Annotated in this window: 16 protein-coding genes; 6 read left to right on the plus strand and 10 right to left on the minus strand. The window is 56.6% G+C overall.

All coding sequences use genetic code 11. From position 1 onward, the window contains the following. The first annotated feature begins 248 nt into the window (after positions 1-248). The 3 genes from Q3O59_RS04085 (at position 249) to Q3O59_RS04095 (ending at position 3,943) form a co-directional block, all read left to right on the plus strand. A complete protein-coding gene (locus Q3O59_RS04085; RefSeq protein WP_305944352.1) occupies positions 249-1,709 on the plus strand; it encodes an FG-GAP repeat domain-containing protein in 1,461 nt (486 codons plus the stop codon). Positions 1,710-1,826: 117 nt separating this feature from the next. Next, positions 1,827-2,768, plus strand: a complete 942-nt coding sequence (locus Q3O59_RS04090) for an ABC transporter ATP-binding protein (RefSeq protein ID WP_305944353.1) — start codon at positions 1,827-1,829, stop codon at positions 2,766-2,768. Further along, positions 2,765-3,943, plus strand: a complete 1,179-nt coding sequence (locus Q3O59_RS04095) for an ABC transporter permease (RefSeq protein ID WP_305944354.1) — start codon at positions 2,765-2,767, stop codon at positions 3,941-3,943. The genes Q3O59_RS04090 and Q3O59_RS04095 overlap by 4 nt, the downstream gene beginning before the upstream one ends. A 58-nt stretch (positions 3,944-4,001) precedes the next feature. On the opposite strand, the gene Q3O59_RS04100 is transcribed toward Q3O59_RS04095, so the two are convergent. The 10 genes from Q3O59_RS04100 to zntR all read right to left on the minus strand — a co-directional run bounded on the left by Q3O59_RS04100 (position 4,002) and on the right by zntR (position 12,505). Further along, on the minus strand, positions 4,002-4,865 hold the full coding sequence (locus tag Q3O59_RS04100; RefSeq protein ID WP_305944355.1) for a D-amino acid aminotransferase: 864 nt from the start codon (positions 4,863-4,865) through the stop codon (positions 4,002-4,004). Between the two features lie 8 nt (positions 4,866-4,873). Next, positions 4,874-5,713, minus strand: coding sequence for a DUF4392 domain-containing protein (locus Q3O59_RS04105; RefSeq protein ID WP_305944356.1), 840 nt, complete (start codon positions 5,711-5,713; stop codon positions 4,874-4,876). After that, positions 5,713-6,666: a 5-oxoprolinase subunit C family protein gene (locus Q3O59_RS04110; protein WP_305944357.1), complete on the minus strand. Its 954-nt coding sequence runs from the start codon at positions 6,664-6,666 to the stop codon at positions 5,713-5,715. Before Q3O59_RS04110 ends, Q3O59_RS04105 begins: the two co-directional genes overlap by 1 nt. After that, positions 6,663-7,349, minus strand: a complete 687-nt coding sequence (gene pxpB / locus Q3O59_RS04115) for a 5-oxoprolinase subunit PxpB (RefSeq protein ID WP_305944358.1) — start codon at positions 7,347-7,349, stop codon at positions 6,663-6,665. The genes Q3O59_RS04110 and pxpB overlap by 4 nt, the downstream gene beginning before the upstream one ends. A gap of 5 nt (positions 7,350-7,354) precedes the next feature. After that, complete coding sequence (locus tag Q3O59_RS04120) at positions 7,355-8,083, minus strand: 5-oxoprolinase subunit PxpA (RefSeq protein WP_305944359.1); 729 nt, start codon at positions 8,081-8,083, stop codon at positions 7,355-7,357. A gap of 11 nt (positions 8,084-8,094) precedes the next feature. Continuing rightward, positions 8,095-8,886 carry a putative hydro-lyase gene (locus Q3O59_RS04125; RefSeq protein WP_305944360.1) on the minus strand — a complete coding sequence of 264 codons (792 nt, stop codon included), beginning with the start codon at positions 8,884-8,886 and terminating at the stop codon, positions 8,095-8,097. A 270-nt stretch (positions 8,887-9,156) separates the two neighbouring features. After that, positions 9,157-10,020 (minus strand): DMT family transporter, encoded by an 864-nt coding sequence (locus Q3O59_RS04130; RefSeq protein ID WP_305944361.1) that lies wholly within the window; start codon positions 10,018-10,020, stop codon positions 9,157-9,159. A 71-nt stretch (positions 10,021-10,091) separates the two neighbouring features. Continuing rightward, a complete protein-coding gene (locus Q3O59_RS04135) occupies positions 10,092-10,856 on the minus strand; it encodes a substrate-binding periplasmic protein (protein WP_305944362.1) in 765 nt (254 codons plus the stop codon). A gap of 93 nt (positions 10,857-10,949) precedes the next feature. Further along, on the minus strand, positions 10,950-12,071 hold the full coding sequence (locus Q3O59_RS04140; RefSeq protein ID WP_305944363.1) for an SO_0444 family Cu/Zn efflux transporter: 1,122 nt from the start codon (positions 12,069-12,071) through the stop codon (positions 10,950-10,952). After that, positions 12,065-12,505: a Zn(2+)-responsive transcriptional regulator gene (gene zntR, locus Q3O59_RS04145; RefSeq protein ID WP_305944364.1), complete on the minus strand. Its 441-nt coding sequence runs from the start codon at positions 12,503-12,505 to the stop codon at positions 12,065-12,067. The genes Q3O59_RS04140 and zntR overlap by 7 nt, the downstream gene beginning before the upstream one ends. A 143-nt stretch (positions 12,506-12,648) precedes the next feature. Here zntR and Q3O59_RS04150 point away from each other — a divergent pair, with 143 nt between their 5' ends. The 3 genes from Q3O59_RS04150 (at position 12,649) to Q3O59_RS04160 (ending at position 19,475) form a co-directional block, all read left to right on the plus strand. Continuing rightward, positions 12,649-13,056, plus strand: a complete 408-nt coding sequence (locus Q3O59_RS04150) for a hypothetical protein (RefSeq protein WP_305944365.1) — start codon at positions 12,649-12,651, stop codon at positions 13,054-13,056. Between the two features lie 79 nt (positions 13,057-13,135). Further along, positions 13,136-15,463, plus strand: a complete 2,328-nt coding sequence (locus Q3O59_RS04155) for an efflux RND transporter periplasmic adaptor subunit (protein ID WP_305944366.1) — start codon at positions 13,136-13,138, stop codon at positions 15,461-15,463. Next, entirely contained in the window at positions 15,453-19,475 is a 4,023-nt protein-coding gene (locus tag Q3O59_RS04160; protein ID WP_305944367.1) for an efflux RND transporter permease subunit, read from the plus strand. The genes Q3O59_RS04155 and Q3O59_RS04160 overlap by 11 nt, the downstream gene beginning before the upstream one ends. The last annotated feature ends 46 nt before the right edge of the window (positions 19,476-19,521 follow it).

The following is a 19,521-nucleotide window of genomic DNA, read 5'->3' on the forward strand; positions in this document are numbered from 1 at the left end:
GACAACAGCTAACGCCGCATAAAGCGCTTTTAGCCCCACCCTGCGGGAGCCGCTGGGTGCTTCCACTGCGGCGTTACTCTGGCTAGCAAGGTGGCCGACATTGCGTCGCCAGTGTGCCTTGCACTGAAAGCGCCCAGCGACTCTGAAACTCGCATCTTGAGGTCACTTGGGTATACATTTCATTGTGTTCTTTTTAGGCTGCATGCTACCTTTGATGCTGAATCCCTGAACGGCTGGATGCTAACTTCATGATTAAAAGAAAAATAAGCGCTTTACTGATGACTGGCATGCTCAGCATCGGTCTGCTGCAGGCCGAGGAGCTGACGCTGGAACGGGTGCAGCTGCAGCTGGAGCATCCGGCCAATGGCAGTGTGATGAAACTGCCAGAGCAGCCTTATCTGCTGGTGTCGGGTTTTAACCAGTACCAACGCTGGCTTAGCCTGATTGACAGCGATGCCTACGAAGTGCAGCCTCTTGCGATTCCGCCATCGGCGCAATTTTTTACCAAAGCTCAACTGGCGGGTTATGAACGACCGCAACTGGTGTTTTGGGGGCTTGATGGTCTTTATCACATGCAGTTACCGAGTGGCCAATACCAGCAACTGCTGGAAGTAAGCTCGGTGCATCGGGTGCTCGACCCGGTGCGGCTGCGACAGCGCAATTTTACCCTGGAGTTGGGAAGCGAGCTGACGGACTTTTTTATTCCGGACTTTACCGAGTCGCACCTGCTGCGCCAGCAAGCCGATGGCAGCTTCCGCCATTACCGGTTGCAGCTGCCCAGTCGTATTCAAAGCTGGCAGAGCAGCCGGCTGGATTACCAACCACGTCGTCCCTTTGTGTTGGACAGCAATGGCAATGGTCGCAAGGATCTTTTGGTGGTGGATGACGGTCGTTTCTGGGCCTTTCTGCAAGCAGATGACGGCAGCTTCAGCGAACAGCCAACCGCATTGGATTGGCCAGTGCCCTTGTCGACAGAGCGAACTTTGGATCAGCGCAACGATGCCGGCCGCAGTTATCAGGGACAACAGCTGGACCGGCTTTTTGCAGTGCAGGATATGAATGGCGACGGCATCCCGGATCTGGTGATGGAGCGCGAGCTGATGGCCGATGCGCTGGAGCGCAACAACGAGTACCGCATTCATTATGGCCGCATGACGGAGCAAGGGCTGCAGTTCGATGCCGAGCCGGATACCCGGGTCAAAACCGACAATGTCCCGATAGATGTGGTGATAGGGGATTTTAATGGCAATGGCCGCCAGGATTTTTACATCCCCAGCACCAACATTGGTGTTGGCACCATCATTCGGGTGTTGCTGCGTGGCAATGCCAATCTTGACATCGATTTTTTCCTGATGGACGAGCATGGCCGTTATCCCAGCCGGGCCGATTTACGGCAACAAGCCCGGGTCGATGTCAGCATCAGCAATGTGCGCTTTGATTTGCCCTTGTTTCAACTGGCGGATTTAACTGGTACAGGGCGCAAGCACCTGCTGGTGGGGGAAAGTGGACGTTTGCGTTTGTATGCACCTGATAGCAGCCGGCTTTTTAGCCGCCGCAGCGAGCGGCTGGATCTCGAAGTACCGCGGGACAGCAGCCGGGTGCTGATTACCGATCTGACTGGCAATGGCAAGGACGATCTGGTGTTGCCTTTCGATGCGCAAGACAAAAGCGAACACCGCAATCAGCTGCATCTGGTTTTTAGCCGATGATTTTAAGGTTGGGCTCACAAGCTTGTTTTTATATTTGCTAACACTTTTTTGATGGGCTCCTGTCTGATGCAATGCTAGCCTTGGTGCTGCTTTTGTTGTCAGGCAAGGAGCTTTACAGTGCAACTTCATATCGAAGCAGTGACCAAGCAATACGCCACGGTGACTGCAGTCAATCAGGTCAGCTTTCAAATTGACAGTGGCGAAATCTTCGCCTTGCTGGGGCCCAACGGCGCCGGAAAATCCTCGATTATTCGGATGCTGGTCGGCATGACCAAACCAGACAGTGGTGAGATCCGCATCCATTGGCAGGACAAAACCTTCAACGAGGTGCCGCGTCGGCTGCTGGGGTATTTGCCGGAAGACCGGGGCTTGTACGGCGATAAATCCATCGAGAAAAACCTGCTGTTTCTGGCGCAATTGCATGGCATGAGTAAGGCGGATGCTCTGCAAGAAATGGAGCACTGGCTGCAAGTGTTTGAGCTCAGCGAGCGCCGACACGAAGACTTAAAGCAGCTGTCTAAGGGCAACCAGCAAAAAGTACAGCTGATTGCCGCGGTGCTGCACAAGCCGGCTTTGGTGATTTTGGATGAACCTTTCTCCGGGCTGGACCCCATCAATCAGGAAAAAGTGGTTGAGTTTTTAAAGCAGCTTAAGCAAAACGGCATGACGGTGCTGCTGAGTGCGCATCAGATGGCAATGGTCGAGAAGCTGGCCGATCGCATGGTGCTGATGGCCAAAGGCGAGGTGGTGTTGGCGGGAAGTCTGGCCGACATTCGCCAGCAAGCAAAACCAGAGCAGCAGATCTTGCTACGCAGCGAAACGCCCTTGCCGATAGAGTGGTTGCAGGCCCTGCCTGAAGTGAGCAGTCTGGAGCAGCAGGCTCCTGGGCAGGCGTTGATTCGGTTAAAGGCTGAGGCGCAGGTTGCGCCGGTGCTGCGGCAATTGCTGGAGCGGATAGAGCCGGAACAAATCGCCATGCAAACGCCGGATCTGCATCAGTTGTACTTGCAGGCGATGGCCAAACATCAAAGCCGGGTGAAGTTGGAGGTGGTGGCATGATTTCCCGTCAGAGTCTGATCGTCGCGCGCTGGGAGTTTTTGCGGTTTTTTAAATGGAAGCAGCAGCTGATTTCCTATCTGATTATGATTGCCGTGATGGGGGGCGTTTTTGCCTGGGTTTATCTAACCGATGAAAGTCGCTCGGTCTACCGGGTTGCGGTACCGGCTGAACTTCGCATTCAAAATACCGACCAGTTCGAGTTTCAACGACCCAGCATTGAGCTGTCGCAACAGCTGCAGCAACTGCGGGAGCAGCAAACCTGGCATGCTGTGCTGACCTCCGATGGCGAGGACTGGGTGCTGCACACTCAATCTTCCAGCAAATGGTTGGCGCAGCTGGAGCTCGAGTTGCAAGGGTTTTTCCGCCAGCAAAAAGCCATCGCTTTCGGGCTTGATGCGCAGCAACTGGCCGAGCTGGAGCACCCAGTGACCTTGCAGCGGCAGTTCCTGGCCGAAGATTTTAAGGGGGAAGATACTCCGGAGAAAATGATTGCTTTTGCCGTGCTGATTTTGCTGCTGATTGGCTTGAGCACCGCCTTTGGCCAGATTTTGATGAGCATAACCGGCGAAAAGCAACAGCGGGTCACCGAGCAGTTGTACGCCATTTTAACGCCGCAGCAATGGATGGACGGCAAGGTGTTGGGGCACAGCTTCAGTGCTTTAAAAGCCATGCTCACCACCTCTTTAATTATGCTGGTGTTTTATCTGGTGGTGTCTTTATTTGCCGGCGAAGGGCTGGATCTCAGCTGGTTGAATGGCTGGGTAATCCTCTGGCTGATCCCTTTTGCGCTGGCAGGTTTGTTGCTTTGTGCTTGTTTTATGGGGGCTATTGCTGCCTCGATTGACGATCCCAACACCAGTGGTAAAGGTGCGGTGATGATGGTGACCTGGCTACCCTTGTTATTGACCTGGCTGGTGATCGACAGCCCGACAGGTTGGGCCATGACCTTGCTAAGCTGGTTGCCACTGACCTCCTTTGTCGCCATGCCGGTTAAGATGTCGATGGTGGAAGTGCCCTGGTGGCAGCTAAGCTTGTCGCTGGCCTTGTTGCTGGCGACTCTGTACTGGATGCGCCAGCTGGGGGGCCGTATTTTTCTGCGTGGCATGCAGATGTATGGCAAAGAGCCAAGCTGGGGCGAGATCATGCGCTGGTCGCTGAGTCGTAAGGTCGACTAAGCTTTTTTTTGCAAGAGAGCCCGCAGCAGCGGGCTCTTTCGTCAACACGCCCTAACGTTTAAAACTCGTATTTATGGGCGCTAAACAGCGTCTGCACATCCAGCCAGATATCGCCGGGCTCGCCATCGCCAACCCATTGATCGTTGATTTGCACCACAGGAGCGACTTCTTTGCTGGAACTGGTTAACCAGACTTCATCGGCGGCCAGTACTTCAGCCCTGCTGATGGCGCGCTCTTCCACCGGGTAGCTGCTGTATTTTCGCAAAATCGCCAGCAGAATCAGCCGGGTAATACCAGGCAGCAGCTCGGTACTCAGCGGTGGGGTCGCAATGACGCCGTCTTTGACCACAAACACATTGCAGGAAGCGGCTTCAGTCAGATTGCCTTCACGGTTAAATAACACGGTTTCCTGCGCGCCCTGAGCGTAGCCTTGCTGGTAGTGCAGCACATTGCCAAGCAAAGAGGTCGACTTGATGTGGCAGCGCTGCCAGCGCAAGTCGTCGGCGGTCACCACCCGGTAGCGCGGTGCTTTGGCTTTGTCGGCGATAGGAGCCGGTGGAATTTCAAACACAAAGGCAAACACCGTAGGCTTTATATTGGCCGGAAAGGCGTGACCGCGCTTGCTGTCAGCACCGCGGCTTACCTGCAGATACACAGCGAGGTTTTCGCCCATACTCTGGTTTTTCGCCAGCAAACCCGTCAACAGCTGCTGCCAGTCGGCCAAGCTCAGGCCTGCGTCAATGCTCAGCTGCTCCAGGCCACTCAGCATCCGCTGCAGATGGGGAGTCAGGCCGACAAAGCGTCCCTGGTAGGACGGCACCACTTCGTAGATGCCATCGCCAAATAAAAAACCACGGTCCATCGGTGAGATGCGGGCCTCTGCAGCCGGCAGATAGTCGCCATTTAAAAACACAATACTCATAGTTACACTCAGCTAAAGCCACAAAGGGCACGTAAAGAGGTTAGAACAGCCATGCCTTCGCTGGCATCCAAACTGTCTTCGGTTAAGGTATTCAGGCGGCTGACACCATCGACACTGCCGCGGTCGGATAAATACTGCAAAATTCGTAGCGGTTGTATTTGCGCCAGTAGATCCTGCTCGCGCCAGACGCTAAGCAGCGCAATCAAGCCATAAGCGCCCCAGTTGGACACATCGGCCAGCAAGAGTTCATCGCATTCGGTGGCTGCCGGAATAATAGTGAGCGCCTGGACCGCTGTGTTGATATTGCCCATGCCGATCTCATTGCCGCCATCGCCAATGGCCAGCGTCGGGCAGGCGGCCAGATTTAAAAAGTCATCGAAGCTGGCGCAGCGGCCACTGATGTCTTCGCCTCGCATATTGTAATAGTTGCCATCCTGAGCACGCCCAGGCCGCTCAATTGAGATCACTGCCTGTGGCTGATAATGTCGCAGGGCTTCGGCCGCCAGTGCCGCCACATCTTGCTGGCAGTTGATGGGCAGTGGATGGCAATGGTAATCGGTTTTGAGCACCGAATAGAGTGGATCGCCACACACCAGCACAGGTCGGGCGCCCAGTTGCTGCAGGCAATCGTACAAAGCAATAGCGCCAACAGGGCCATCGGTTTCAAAGGTATCGGCCACCGGAAAGCCGGTGCCAATAAAAACCACCCCTTGGCACTGGTTCAGGATACGAGCCGCGCGCAGGTAATAGCCAGGGCGTAGTGCCTGTTGCAGCTGCTGCATACCACGTAAGTTACGCGCGACCAGCAAATCTTCAATCTGACGACTGAGTGGCAGCAATGACTTCATCAAAGCACCTCCAGTTGGCTGTGTTGTTGCCAAAAGCGTTGTTCCTGCAAATGCAGCGTGTTGTGTGCTTGCTCGATGCTAATGGCGGCGAAATTCAGCTCAAAGCCTGCCGGTCGCTGGGCCAGTTGCCAGCAATCAAGCGACAACACCGAGCCAAGCTTGGGGTAGCCACCCAGGGTTTGCCGATCGCACAGCAGTACGATGGGCTGGCCATCCGGAGGCACCTGCACAGCACCATAGCAGATGCCTTCTGACAGCAGGCTGCTGCGCTGGCAGTGCAGTGGCGGGCCCTGCAGTCGGTAGCCCATTCGATCGGACTTGGGCGATATCTGGTAGGGGTGTTGATAAAAGCGTTGCCGCTCTGCGACCGAAAAATCCTCGCACTGATAGCCTTCAATCAGACGCAATGTCAGTGGGCTCTGATAATCCGGCCAAAACCGCTCGGGCAGGGCAAAGAGCGGCTGTGCAGTCATGGCTGCCGTTTGCTTCGTTACCGGAAGCAATTGCCCGGCTGTGAGCTTGCCGCCATCCAGCCCGCCAATGCCTTCGCGCAGTACGGTAGCGCTGCTGCCAAACTGTTGCTGCACAGAAAAGCCGCCAGCGACTGCCAGGTAAGCTCGTACGCCAGACGTTGCCATCCCCAGCTCAATGCGATCGCCTGCTTTGATGGCATGGCCTTGCCATAAAGCTTTTGGCTTGCCGTTGATGCTAAGCGGCACAGCCGCACCGCAAACGGCAATTGCAGTATCTTGCTCAGTGCTCAGTTGCAGGCCGCCGAGGGTGATTTCCAGAGCGCAGCTACCTGCTGCATTGCCAAGCAAAGCATTGGCCCAGCGAAAAGCATGGCCATCGGCCGGGCCTGCCGTAGTCAGGCCGAGTCGGCTTTGACCAAAACGCCCCTGATCCTGCAAGGTGCAAAGCAGGCCGGCTTGCTCAATACGAAAACCGCTCATAATACGCCTCCCAGGCGCAAAAACTCGGCTTTATCGATGGCGGTAAAGCGCACCTGATCGCCCACAGCCACCGGCATGCTGGGCGTTTTGGCCGGATCAAACAGCTGCAGCGGGCACAGGCCCAGCAAATTCCAGCCACCCGGCGATTCGGCCGGATAGACCGCCGTCTGGCGATCGGCAATCGCCACCGCCCCTTTGGGCACTTTGGCGCGGGGGCTGTCAAGCCTCGGGGTGGCCAGGCGTTCATCCACCTCGCCCATGTAAGCAAAACCAGGGGCAAAACCTACGGCATACACCCGGTACAGCGGCGCCTGATGCAGTTCAATCACTTGTTCGATGCTCAGTTGATGCAGCTTCGCCAGCCGGGTGAGATCCGGGCCGCTTTCCTCACTGTAATACACCGGCAGCTCGACCAGTTTGCCGGCCTGCTGACTTTCACCGCTTTGCGCTGCCAGGGCTTGTCGGATCCGGGCTTTGACCAAAAAATGATCCGTTTGCAGCGGGTTGTAGCTGACCAGGATGGAGGCATAGGATGGCGTGACATCCAGCAACACATCGGCCAATGCCTGTTCTATTTGCTGGCAGGCAGCAAGCACCCACTGATTGACCTCGGCCGACATCTGCTGCGGCGGGTAGAGGATCAGGCTGTTTTCACCGGCAATCTGAATGCTGTAATCAAGCATAAAAGCTAGCCTTGCAACAACTGACGAATATGCTTCACTTCAGCAATGGCGGCTTCGTTATCGCCGTGCACACAGAGTGTATCGGCTTGAAGCGCAAGGCGCTTGCCACTGTCGGTGATCACCACGCCTTCATCGACCAGCAACTGCACCTGCGTCATCACCTCGGTTTGATTCAGTACCGCACCTGGCTTGCTGCGCGGCATCAACAGGCCAGCGTCGGTATAGCGCCGGTCGGCAAAGGCTTCAAACAGCAAGGAAATGCCCAAGGCATCGGCTTCAGCCTGATGTTTTGCTTGTTCGGCGGTAGCCAGCAGCATCAATGCCAGCGGTTTGTGGTAGCTTTTAATGGCGGTAAACACGGTTTCCAGAATGGCAGGGTGGTGCATCATATCGTTGTAGAGGGCACCATGGGGTTTGACGTAGCTCAGCTCAAGCCCATGAATTTGCGCCATGCCATCCAGTGCAGCGATTTGATAATGCAGCAGATTCACCAGCTCTTCGGCTGAGCAGTTCATTGAGCGGCGGCCAAAGCCTTGTCGATCCGGGTAACTGGGATGAGCGCCGACTTCAACTCGGTAGTGCTTGGCCAATGCTAAAGTACGCTGCATCACGTCGGCATCACCGGCATGAAAACCACAGGCAATGTTGGCCATATCGATGTAAGGCATCACGCTGCTGTCCATGCCCATGGTCCAGCTGCCGTAACTTTCGCCCAGATCGCAGTTTAATTTCATGCATCCTCCGGCTAAAACAGCGCCAATTTTGAATTTGGAATATCGGTCACCAGCATGCAGCCCGGGCTGTGGGTCATGCAAAATTCTGGCTTAGCTTCGGCAATGGCCAGTTGCGGTGTGACGCCGCAGGCCCAGAACACCGGTACTTCGCCTGAATTAATGCTAACGGCATCGCCAAAATCCGGTTGGGTGAGATCGGCAATGCCAATGGCGGCTGGATCGCCAAAATGGACCGGTGCACCATGCACCTGCGGAAAGCGGCTGCAAATTTGAATGGCGCGAATGGCATCGGCTGGTTTCATCGGCCGCATACTGACCACCATGGGACCACTGAATTTACCGGCGCTTTGGCAGCGGATACTGGTGCGGTACATCGGCACATTGACCCCTTCGCTGATGTTACGAATTTCCAGCCCATCGGCCAGCAGGGCTTCTTCAAAGGAGAAGGAGCAGCCTAGTAAGAAGGTGACCAGGTCATCGCGCCAGAGCTCGCGGATGTCCGGCAACTCTGCTACCAGTTCGCCGTGGCGAAACAGCCGGTAGCTGGGTAAGTCGCTGCGAATATCCAGGTCTGTGGCAGCGGCTGCAATGCCGGTATCACCAGGCTGGGCTGAGATCGCGATCAGTGGGCAGGGTTTGGGGTTGCGCTGGCAAAACAGCAGAAAATCGGCAGCATCGGCTTTGGGCAGGATCACCAGGTTGGCCTGCACAAAGCCAGCGGCCAGACCTGAGGTGGTACCGTTAAATTGCTGCTCCCGGCAGGCAAGACGCACATCGAGTGGCGTACTGGTTTTGGTTAGCATGGCTGTCCTCTGCTGGTTGCCACCTCTTAGGATGGGCACTGCCTGGTTTTCATCCAGAAACAGGCTCCTGCCCTTATTCTGGAACGACAAATGAAAATTGCGATTTCCATCCTTAGGTTCGCGAAACGGTACATCCCTATACCCGCTTTCCATTTGTCTCACATTTTCAATGCGTTACTACGCAGTGAAAATGGCAGCGCATCCCTGCGCTGCGCCAGTGCCCGCCTTTCTGGACGGGCACTACCTATCTCATACCGCATTAGCATAGCATTAAGCCAGCAGCAGGCCGACCCCCAAAAGGGCAGCCAGGGTCCAGCTTAAGCTCCCTTTGGGGATTTTATCACCCAGACCTTTACTTAGCAGCAACGACAGCACAATGCTGGTGGCCAGCAGCGTTTGTGCAATGGCCGCTTTGGTCAATTGGAAGGCCAGCATTTGCAGCAGCATCGCAAGGGTGGTTCCCAGCACCGCGGCAAGCAACAACAGCATCCAGGTGCGCCAGTTTGAAGCTGGTCTGGGTAGAGGGCGCTGCCGCCATAGCAGCATCAGCGGCACGATAAGCAGCATGCCGCCGACAAAGCGCCAATTGCTGGCTTGCAACACCGAGACATCACTGTGCAGAAAAATATCCCGGCTTATCACTGCGCCAACGGCCTGACAGAGCGCAGCAAGCGCTGCGAAGCTTAGGCCTGACCAAGAGGGCGATTGTTGATGTTCTTTGCCGGCATGCAGTACCCGCTCCAAAGCCAGGAAAATCAGCGCCATCCCCAGCCAGTGTTGCCACAGCAACCATTCACTCAGCCAGACAATGGCAAGGCAAGCCGTCAGGAGTGGAGCCAGCGTATCGGCCACCAGCAGGCATTGGCGATCGCCCAGGCGCCCTAAAGCGAGAAAGAAAAACGTATCGCCGAGGCCGATGCCGATGGCGCCGCTCAGCAGCAATAAGACTTGTTGCTGCGTACTGAGTTCGGTAGCTGGCAGTAAAAGCCCTAAAGGCAGCAACAGCAACAGGCTGATCAATCCTTTCCAGAAGTTCAGGCTCAGAGCGCTAAAACTGGCACCCAGGTTGCGGTAAAGTCGGGCAGCCACAACCCAGCAGCAGGCTGTCAGCAGGGCGGCAATTTCTCCGGTCATAATGGGGTTCGGTGGCTGAAAAAGGGCAGCTTAGAGACTGGGTTGCCGGAAAGCAAGCGCCAGTGTCGCTCTTAATCATCCAGCGCGGTTAGATCCACCCGGAACTGCTCTACCTCACCACTTTCAACCATATCAGCGATGACTTGTTGCAGCTTTGGCAGCAACTTCTGGTGAGGACTACGCTTGGATAAGGTGAGATTGACGGTTCTGTTTTCCCGGAAGTCAAATTCGTAACTGGCGCGTTTAAAGCGTTGATGGAAGCGGGGGTTGTGTTGAATCACATTAATGGAACTTTGTGCCGGCCCAATCATGGCATCGGCTTCCCCCAACAGCAACAAGGCAAAAGCATCATCCAAAGTCTCAGCATGGACCAATTGCAACGGATGCTTATCCAACCGCCTTAACAGCTCCTGGGTATAGACATAATCGCGTACCACGGCGATACGCTTTTCACTGAGCTGTTGCCAGCTAGTGATATCCCTGGTTTCAACCAGCAAATAGACTACCTCAGGCTTGGCTTCGTCGTAGGGGATAAAGTGCATGTAGCGGGCGCGCTCATCGCTGAAATTAAGGCTGGTCATTAAGTCGGTTTGCCCTAATTCCATTTGTCGCAAACAACGGGAGAAAGGAGTATTGGCACTGAAGCGTAAGCGAATGCCGGCGCGCTCGGCGATGGTGTGCATTAAATCGACGGTGGGTCCGAAAGGTTCACCATCGTCTGGGTAAAAATGCCAGTAAGGATGATCGTCCAGACACCACTCGAGCTCGGGTGGCTCTGAGGCATTAACCCAAGGGACCATGCTGAGTATAAACAACAACCAGCCGACTCGTTGCATCCGTTCTCCAGCATCCTGTTGGTGATTACGGTCAAGTCCCATCATACGCTTGTTAACATTTGCAATGCAAGCGCTTCCAAGCATGTTTCTGCTTCAATGGTTAGCTGAGGCGAATGACCGCTTTTGTTGCCATTGCTGCCAGAGGATGCGAAGGATCAAGGCAGCCAGCAGCAAAGCGGCGGCGAGCTCCAGCCAGTCTGGCAGGACCGAGTGCTGATGTTGCATGGCGCTTTGTACCGAAATATCAAAATAATCCAGTGCGGTATCGAGCAACCAACCGAAGAAGACCGACATCACTATCACGCCAAATAAGTAAGCGGCCAGCGCGCGCCTGCCCAGCTCTTTCAGTACCACACTGATGGTGGCAATGTTGGTGGCAGGGCCAGCCTGCATAAAGACCAGGGCAGCGCCGGGGGAGATACCCATCATCATCAAAGCCGCGGCTATGGGAGTGGAGGCGGTGGCGCAGACGTACATCGGCACTGAAATCAGTACCATCAACAGCATGGTCCAGATGCTGCTGCCGTATTTGGCCAGCGCATCCATCGGCACCAGGGTTTGCACCAAAGCAGCGAAGAATAAACCAATCATCAGCCACAGATAAAAATCGCTCAGCAGCTTGCCGGTGCTGTACTGCACCCCTTCTTTGGCCTGTTGCCACAGTTTTTGTCGCCGGGACAGCTGGGCTGCTGCTGTCTTTTTAGTTGCACAGCAAGCCGATTTTACTGGTGCTGGTTCTGGTGCTGGAGTGGCTGCGGTTTTGCTGGCGCAGCAGCTTTTTACCGCTGAGGGATCGGTCGCTTTTTGATCGTGCCCGGTGGCTTTGCCGACCAATAAACCTGAGGTGATGGCGCTTAGAATAGCAGCGACAGGCCGCACTATGGCCATCAGCGGCCCCAGCAGCACATAGGAGACGGAAATCGAGTCGACGCCGGTTTCCGGGGTGGCACTTAAAAAGGCCACAGTCGCTCCTTTGCCGGCACCGCCGCGGCGTAATTGCATCGCCGCCGGGATCACGCCACAGCTGCACAGCGGCAGTGGTGCGCCCAACAAAGCGCCTTTCACCACAGGTTTGACACCATCGCCTCCGAGCTGGCGTTGCAGCCAGTCCATTGGGATCCAGGCTTTCATAATGGCGGCGACCAGCAAGCCGACCAGCAGCCAGGGTGCAGACAGCACAAACAGCTGCCAGAAGTTGTCGATAAAACTTAGCATGACGCATCCTCCTGATGTGTTTCAGGTTGCGCCGGTTTGCCTTGCTCCAGCGCGGTTAAAATGGAGCACTCGGTGGCACTTAAAGCTCCGCCGCAACAGGCCTGATCCAGCTTCGCCAGTGCCTGATAAAATTGTTCCAGCTCAGCGATTTGCTGGCGAATGTCCTGCATTTTTAACTGCACCTTGTCTTTGACATCGGCGCACTGCCAGGCGGCTTTGTTGTCTTCAATCAGCAGCAGTTCACGGATTTGTTGCAGGCTAAAACCCACGCTTTTGGCACGTAGAATAAAGCCCAGCCGCTGACTATCGGCGTTACTGTACAAGCGATAACCGGCATCCGAGCGCGCGCTAGGGCTTAGTAATTGCTGTTTTTCGTAAAAGCGGATGGTATCGACACTGACACCGTATTGCTTGACCAGCTCACCAATTTTCATCGGGTGGCTCTCCTGAGCTTATAATTGGAAACCAACCAGAGTATAAACCCTTGAGCTTACTCCAGAGTCAAGTCTTGGCTGGGATTTTGACAAATTCACTGCAAAAGCGTAGATTAGGCACATCTTAAATCTGGTTACTGCACATGCTTAGCACCCTGGTACAACGGCAAAAAATCTGGGCCATCCCGATGATGGTCAGCCTTGCTTTGTCCTGGTGTTTGCTGTTTTGTGGCCAGTTGTTTGCAGCCAGCCATGACGCAGAGCTGCAAGCGGAAGTGCCTTCTTGCCATGGCACTGTTGTTGATAGAACTGTTGCTGAAGCCCAGGTGCATGAGCTCTTGTCAGATCACGATCTCTGCTCTGGCTGTGCGCTGGATGCGGTGCAAACAGCAACACCTGAGCTGCCTGCTGTGGTGTTGTGGTTGCAGGCTGTGGTTGAGCCGGTGCCGGCTGAGCTGCCTGCTGAGCAACACAGCCTGTATCTGGCGCAAGGCCCACCTTATCCCCGAACGACCCCACTTTATCTGGAAAAATCCTTACTGCTGATCTGAGTGCTGCTGATTATCTGAACCTTGGCTGCATGCTGTGGCATGTGGTTGCTTTGGCGTTTAATCTGGCAGGACTTTTTCTATGTTCACTTTCACAAAGCAGCGCTCAGCGCTTTTTATCTGGTTGTTGATCGTTTCTTATGGTGTTTTTGCAACACCGCATCAGCATGGCAGCCACGCTGATCATGCTCCGGCGCAATCGGCGGCCAAGCAGGATGATGACCCTCTGGCGTCGATGCGCAATCAGGCAACCACCATCTACACCTGTTCCATGCATCCGCATGTGCGCTCGGAAAATCCGAATGATCGCTGCCCGATTTGTGGCATGGCACTGATCCCGGTCGAGCAGGACGATGATCCCCTGCCAGAAGGGGATGACGCCGTGATCCGGCTAAGCCCCAGAGCCAATGCGTTGCTGCAACCGGAGCTAACCCCGGTTCGGCGGCAGCAGGCCACCGCCAGCCTGTCGCTGGTGGGGCAGTTGGCAGCCGATCAGAGCCAGCTAAAAACCATCAGCGCCTGGGCTTCCGGCCGGATTGAGCAGTTGTACCTGGACACCACAGCGGTGGATGTGCAGGCTGGCCAGCCGATGGTGGAGATTTTTAACCCGGATCTGATCGTGATCCAGCAAGAGCTGGTGCAGGCTAAGCAGCTTGCGGCGGCTCAGGGCAGTGCTCGTGCGGGTAGTCTGCCGGCCAGTTCCACACTGGACGCCGCCCGCCGGCGCTTGCGCTTACTGGGCGTGCCTGGCGAGCAAATCGAAGCCATCCTGCAAAGTGAAACCCTGCAGGATACCGTGACTATCAGTGCGCCGGTTTCAGGTCGAGTGATGGAAAAAATGGTCAATGCCGGGGCCTATGTCAGCACCGGCCAGCCGCTGTTTACCGTCCTTAACCTGGAAACACTTTGGCTGGAACTGGAAGCTTTTGAACATCAATTGCCGTTGATACAGCCTGGCCAGCGCATTGAGGTCGAACTGCTGGCCCTGCCAGGTGAAACGTTGGAGACAGAAGTGCTGCTGCTGGAGCCGGTGGTGGACGCCAGCCGGCGTACGGTTCGGGTGCGGGCCTTGCTGCAGAATCCCGATGGCCGCTTGAAACCGGGCATGCTGGCCCGGGCCCAGCTAAAAAGCACGCAGGATGATGTTCTGTTAATCCCAGTGTCGGCCGCTTTATTGACCGGCGAGCGAGCCCTGGTCTATGTAAAGCTAGACGATGAACGCCCGACTTACGCCGGTCGTGAGGTCCGTTTAGGCCGGCGCTTTGGCACCTATTACGAAGTGCTGTCCGGTTTGGATGAGCAGGTGCTGGTGGTCAGCAAAGGCGCGATGCGGCTTGATAGTGAACTGCAAATCCGCGGCTTGTCCAGCATGATGGCGGCAGCGGGTGAAGGTGGCGATCCCCATGCTCATCACCATGGCACTCATGCCGAGGAGCCGCGCACCGAAGATTCAACCGCCAGCTCCCGTAGCCGCCAGCTGGTCACTGATTTTCAGCTAAAAGCTGACGATGAACAGGCGCTGCTGCAGAGTTACCGCCAGCTGTATCAGGCACTCACTGACGATGACTTAGCCGGCTGGCAGCAAGGCGCTGCTGATTTTCACCGGGCTGTCGCTGCCATTCATTGGCCAGAGGCACTAGAAGCTGAGATTCAGGCGATGCAGCAGGGCAAAGGTCATAGCCATCATGTTGGCTCTTTAGAGCAGGCGCGCGAGCTGTACTACCCCCAGGTGCAGGCGCTACTAACACTGGCCGAGCAAGGCGTGCTGGCCGGCGGCTGGTACCGGGCCTATTGCCCGATGGCCCGAGGCGGCCGGGGCGCAGCCTGGTTGCAGCCTCAGGAGAACGTGCTCAACCCCTACTACGGCGCCATGATGCTGCGCTGTGGCGATGTTGAAACGAAGTTCCCAAGCCGTGAGGCCGCCCCATCCAATGAGCCATCGTCGGATACCAGCCAGCATCTTGCATTTTCGCTGACAGACGCACAGCAAGAAGCCGTGCTGCAGGCGTACCAAAGCCTGTACCAGGCACTGACGGACGATGACTTAGCCGGCTGGCAGCAGGGCGCTTCTGATTTTCACCGGGCTGTCGCCGCCATTGATTGGCCAGAGCAACTGGCGGCTGAGGTGCAGGCGATACAGCAGGGCAAAGGTCATAGCCATCATGTTGGCTCATTAGAGCAGGCGCGTGAGCTCTACTACCCTCAGGTACAGGCGCTACTAACACTGGCCGAGCAAGGCGTGCTGGCCGGCGGCTGGTACCGGGCCTATTGCCCGATGGCGCGAGGCGGCCGGGGCGCGGCCTGGTTGCAGCCTCAGGACCGTGTGCTTAACCCTTACTACGGCGCCATGATGCTGCGCTGTGGCGATATCCAGCAGCAGTTTGCCGGGGAGGGACAGCATGCACACTGATACGGACTCAGTTGGCCGCTCCCCTTGGTTTGATCGCTTGATGCAAAGCTGCCTGCAGCAAAAGTTGCTGGTGCTGCTGATGGCTGGTCTCTTGCTGGTGGCTGGTGTGGCCTTCGCGCCATTTGGCTGGAAAACCGGCATGCCCCTGGAACCGGTCGCGGTGGATGCGATTCCGAACCTGGGCGAGAACCAGCAAATCGTCTTTACCGATTGGCCAGGCCGCTCGCCGCAGGATGTAGAAGACCAAATCAGTTACCCACTAAGCGTGGCACTGATGGGTGTTCCCGGCGTGAAGGATGTGCGCTCCTTGTCGATGTTTGGTTTTTCCAGCATCGCAGTGATTTTTGACGACAGCGTTGAGTTTTACTGGTCGCGCACCCGCTTGCTGGAAAAGCTGGCCAGTCTGCCACCCGATGCCTTGCCGGATGGGGTGCAGCCCACGTTGGGGCCGGATGCAACCGCACTGGGGCAGGTGTTTCTCTACACCTTAGAAGGGCGGGATCCGGCGGGCAACACCACCGGAGGCTGGGATCTGGATGAACTGCGCAGCGTGCAGGATTGGTACCTGAGAACTGGCCTGCTGGCTGCCGAAGGCATCAGCGAAGTGGCTTCGATTGGCGGCTATCAGCGGGAATATCAGGTGGAGGTGGACCCCGATCTGCTGCGCATGCATCGGGTGACGCTGTCGCAAGTGACTTCGGCGGTGATGGCAGCCAATCTGGATGTCAGTGCAGGCAGCCGGGAGCTGAATGGGGTTGAGTACCTGATCCGGGGCGTCGGTTTTGTCAAACAGCTAAGCGATATCGAGCAGGCCGTGGTGCGGTTGGCACCGGACAACACCCCGATCCGGGTTGCCGATGTGGCCCGGGTGCAATTTGGCCCGGCTGAGCGGCGCGGGGCGCTGGATGTCAATGGCGCCGAGGCCGTCGGGGGTGTGGTCACGGTACGCGAGGGCTACAACCCGCGTCAGGCGATAACCAATGTCAAGCGTCGTCTTGACGAGGTACAGCGCGGCTTACCGGCCAAGGCGGTGGTTGACTGGCAGCAGGTGACTGCAGCTGAAGTCGATGCCTTTGCCCGCGACTGGCAGTTGCCTGCCTGGCAGGGGCGGGATCCGGCCGTGCAAGCCGACTGGCTGGGCTTTTTAAGGGCTCAGCCAGCCGATAGCTGGCCCAGCTGGTTGACCTTAAGTCAACTGACGGTGGTGCCTTTTTACGATCGCAGTGAACTGATTGATGAAACCTTGGGCACCTTGCAGGATGCGCTCAGCCAGCAATTGCTGGTGACGGTGGTTGTGGTGCTGGCCTTGCTGCTGCACTTTCGGGCGGCGTTGGCGGTGAGCCTGATGTTGCCGATGACGGTGCTGCTGAGCTTTATTGCCATGAAGTGGCTGGCGGTCGATGCCAACATTGTCGCGCTGGCGGGCATTGCCATTGCCATTGGTACCATTGTCGATATGGGCATTATTGTCAGTGAAAACCTGCTCAGGCAGCGGCAGCAGCAACCGGATTTAACCGCCATCGCTGCGGTCAGGCGGGCTGGGCACGAAGTCGGTCCGGCCATTTTAACGGCCATCAGCACCACGGTGATTAGCTTTTTACCGGTCTTTACCATGACAGGTGCCGAGGGCAAGTTGTTCGGGCCTTTGGCTTACACCAAAACCTTTGTGCTGTTATCGGCGGCGTTGCTTGCATTAACAGTGCTGCCGGTGTTGCTGGCCTTGTTGTTTCGCTGGCGCAAAGCCGATGCATGGCAGGCCTGGCAGCAGCACCTGCTCAGCAGTGCGCGCTGGTGGCTGCTGGCGGCTTTTGTACTGCTGGCCATCTGGTTTGGCTCGGGGCTGCTTTGGTTGGCCAGTCTGTTTTATGCTGCGGTGTTGCTCTGGTCCGGTTATCGGGCAAGTATCTGGAAAAAGTTGCAGCCGTTCCCGCTTTGTCAACGCATCGAGCGAAGGCTGCGCGCTTTTGGCCAGCGCTTTTCACTACCAGCAGCTCTGATATGGCGCCTTGGTCATGGCCTGCTGGTGATCCTGGTGCTGCTGGCGGCGGTCACTTTGCTCAGTCAGGTCTGGCTGCCACTCGGGCCATTGGCCGGTAGCCTGGCCAACTGGGGCTTTGTCACCCTGTTGCTGGCAGGGGTGCTGGGCTTTTTTATGCTGTTTTTGTGGGGCTACCCCTGGCTTTTGGCCACCTTTTTGCGGCTGAAATGGCTGTTCTTAGTCTTGCCTGTGCTGGTGGTAGGCTTTGGCCTGACGGTCTGGCTGGGCGCGCAGCAGACGCTGGGCTGGTTGCCAGGGCATTGGCAGCACAGCGAGCGTTGGGTAGAGCTGACGCATCGATACCCCGGTCTTGGCCGCGAGTTTATGCCAGCGCTGGATGAAGGGGCTTTTTTGCTGATGCCAAGCTTAATGCCGCATGCCTCCATTGGCGAAGCGCTGGCGGTGTTGCAGCAGCAAGATGCGGCCATTGCAGCCATCCCGGAAGTGCGCTCGGTGGTCGGCAAAATTGGCCGGGCCGAAACCGCCCTGGATCCGGCCCCCCTTGGCATGATTGAAACGGTGATCCAATACCACAGCGAGTTTAAAACCGATGCTGCGGGTAGGCGGCTGGCGTTTCGTTACGACAACCGGGTAGGCGACTTCGTGCGTGATAAGCAAGGCGAGCTGATTGAAGATCCGCGTGGCCGGCCCTACCGGCAATGGCGGGAGCATATAAAGTCGCCGGATGATATCTGGCAAGAGATCGTGCGGGCTGCCCAGCTGCCGGGCGTGACCTCAGCACCTAAGTTGCAGCCGATTGAAACCCGCTTGCTGATGCTGCAAACCGGCATGCGGGCGGCAATGGGGGTGAAATTATCGGCGCCGGATCTGGCAACACTGGATCAATTGGCAATCGAGCTGGAACAATTGCTGCGCCAGGCTCCCGGCGTACAAGCCGCTTCAGTCAGTGCCGAGCGCATTGTGGGTCAGCCTTATCTGGAGATCCACCCAGATCGCGCTGCCATAGCCCGCTATGGTGTCAGCATGCAGCAGGTGCAGCAGGCCATTGCGACGGCAATAGGCGGCATGGAGGTTGGCCGTACTGTGGAAGGGCGTGAACGCTATGGCATCACGGTGCGCTACCAGCGAGAGCGTCGCGACAGTCTGGAGCATCTGGCTGAGGTGCTGATTGATACCGCATCCGGCTATCCGGTGCCTTTAACCCAGCTGGCGGAGATTCGCTACCAGCGCGGCCCGCAGATGATCCGTTCGGAAAATACCTTTTTAACCGCTTATGTCACCTTTGGCAGCTTAAGCGGCTGGGCTGAAGTCGATGTGGTGGATGAAGTGGCTGCCTATCTGGATGCGGCTATTGAAAGCGGCGACTGGCAGCTACCGGCCGGTGCCAGTTACAGCTTTGCCGGCAGCTTCGAGCATCAGCAGCGAGCCAGCCAAACTTTGCAATGGGTGGTACCCTTATCGCTGGTGTTGATTTTTATGCTGCTGTATTTGCAGTTTAAGCGGGTCAGCACCGCGCTGATGATTTTCAGCAGCATTGCCGTGGCCTGGTCGGGCGGTTTTATCATGCTGGATTTGTTTGCCCAGCCCTGGTTCTTAAACATCGACTGGTTCGATACCAATCTGCGGTCTTTGTTTCAGCTGCAAAGCTATCATCTGAGCATTGCGGTCTGGGTTGGCTTTCTGGCGTTGTTTGGCATCGCGGTTGATGATGGGGTGGTGATGGCCACGTACCTGAAGCAGCAGTTTAGTGCGGCTAAACCGCAAAGTCGCAGTGAGGTGCGGGCTTTAGTCATGCAGGCCGCGTTAAAGCGGATCCGTCCCTGCCTGATGACTTCGGCTACCACGATGTTAGCCCTGTTGCCGGTCCTCACCGCTACAGGTCGTGGCGCCGATCTGATGATCCCGATGGCGATCCCGACACTGGGAGGCATGTTCTTTGTGCTGCTAAGTGTCTTTATGGTACCGGTGCTGTATGCGATGGTCGAGGAGCGGCGGCTGGCTCAATCCAGCTAAGCTCTCTAGCTGTGCTCCTCTTGGCTGAGTCCCTGTAGCTGAGCAA

Source organism: Alkalimonas delamerensis, assembly GCF_030717955.1.
Taxonomy (GTDB): domain Bacteria; phylum Pseudomonadota; class Gammaproteobacteria; order Enterobacterales; family Alteromonadaceae; genus Alkalimonas; species Alkalimonas delamerensis.

Coding starts and splice junctions, on each gene's coding strand:
- Q3O59_RS04125 (WP_305944360.1), bottom strand. CDS start 8,886: ATGCTAACCAAAACCAGTACGCCACTCGATGTGCGTCTTGCCTGCCGG.
- Q3O59_RS04100 (WP_305944355.1), bottom strand. CDS start 4,865: ATGAGTATTGTGTTTTTAAATGGCGACTATCTGCCGGCTGCAGAGGCC.
- Q3O59_RS04105 (WP_305944356.1), bottom strand. CDS start 5,713: ATGAAGTCATTGCTGCCACTCAGTCGTCAGATTGAAGATTTGCTGGTC.
- Q3O59_RS04110 (WP_305944357.1), bottom strand. CDS start 6,666: ATGAGCGGTTTTCGTATTGAGCAAGCCGGCCTGCTTTGCACCTTGCAG.
- Q3O59_RS04085 (WP_305944352.1), top strand. CDS start 249: ATGATTAAAAGAAAAATAAGCGCTTTACTGATGACTGGCATGCTCAGC.
- Q3O59_RS04150 (WP_305944365.1), top strand. CDS start 12,649: ATGCTTAGCACCCTGGTACAACGGCAAAAAATCTGGGCCATCCCGATG.
- Q3O59_RS04135 (WP_305944362.1), bottom strand. CDS start 10,856: ATGCAACGAGTCGGCTGGTTGTTGTTTATACTCAGCATGGTCCCTTGG.
- zntR (WP_305944364.1), bottom strand. CDS start 12,505: ATGAAAATTGGTGAGCTGGTCAAGCAATACGGTGTCAGTGTCGATACC.
- Q3O59_RS04120 (WP_305944359.1), bottom strand. CDS start 8,083: ATGAAATTAAACTGCGATCTGGGCGAAAGTTACGGCAGCTGGACCATG.
- Q3O59_RS04130 (WP_305944361.1), bottom strand. CDS start 10,020: ATGACCGGAGAAATTGCCGCCCTGCTGACAGCCTGCTGCTGGGTTGTG.
- Q3O59_RS04140 (WP_305944363.1), bottom strand. CDS start 12,071: ATGCTAAGTTTTATCGACAACTTCTGGCAGCTGTTTGTGCTGTCTGCA.
- pxpB (WP_305944358.1), bottom strand. CDS start 7,349: ATGCTTGATTACAGCATTCAGATTGCCGGTGAAAACAGCCTGATCCTC.
- Q3O59_RS04095 (WP_305944354.1), top strand. CDS start 2,765: ATGATTTCCCGTCAGAGTCTGATCGTCGCGCGCTGGGAGTTTTTGCGG.
- Q3O59_RS04160 (WP_305944367.1), top strand. CDS start 15,453: ATGCACACTGATACGGACTCAGTTGGCCGCTCCCCTTGGTTTGATCGC.
- Q3O59_RS04155 (WP_305944366.1), top strand. CDS start 13,136: ATGTTCACTTTCACAAAGCAGCGCTCAGCGCTTTTTATCTGGTTGTTG.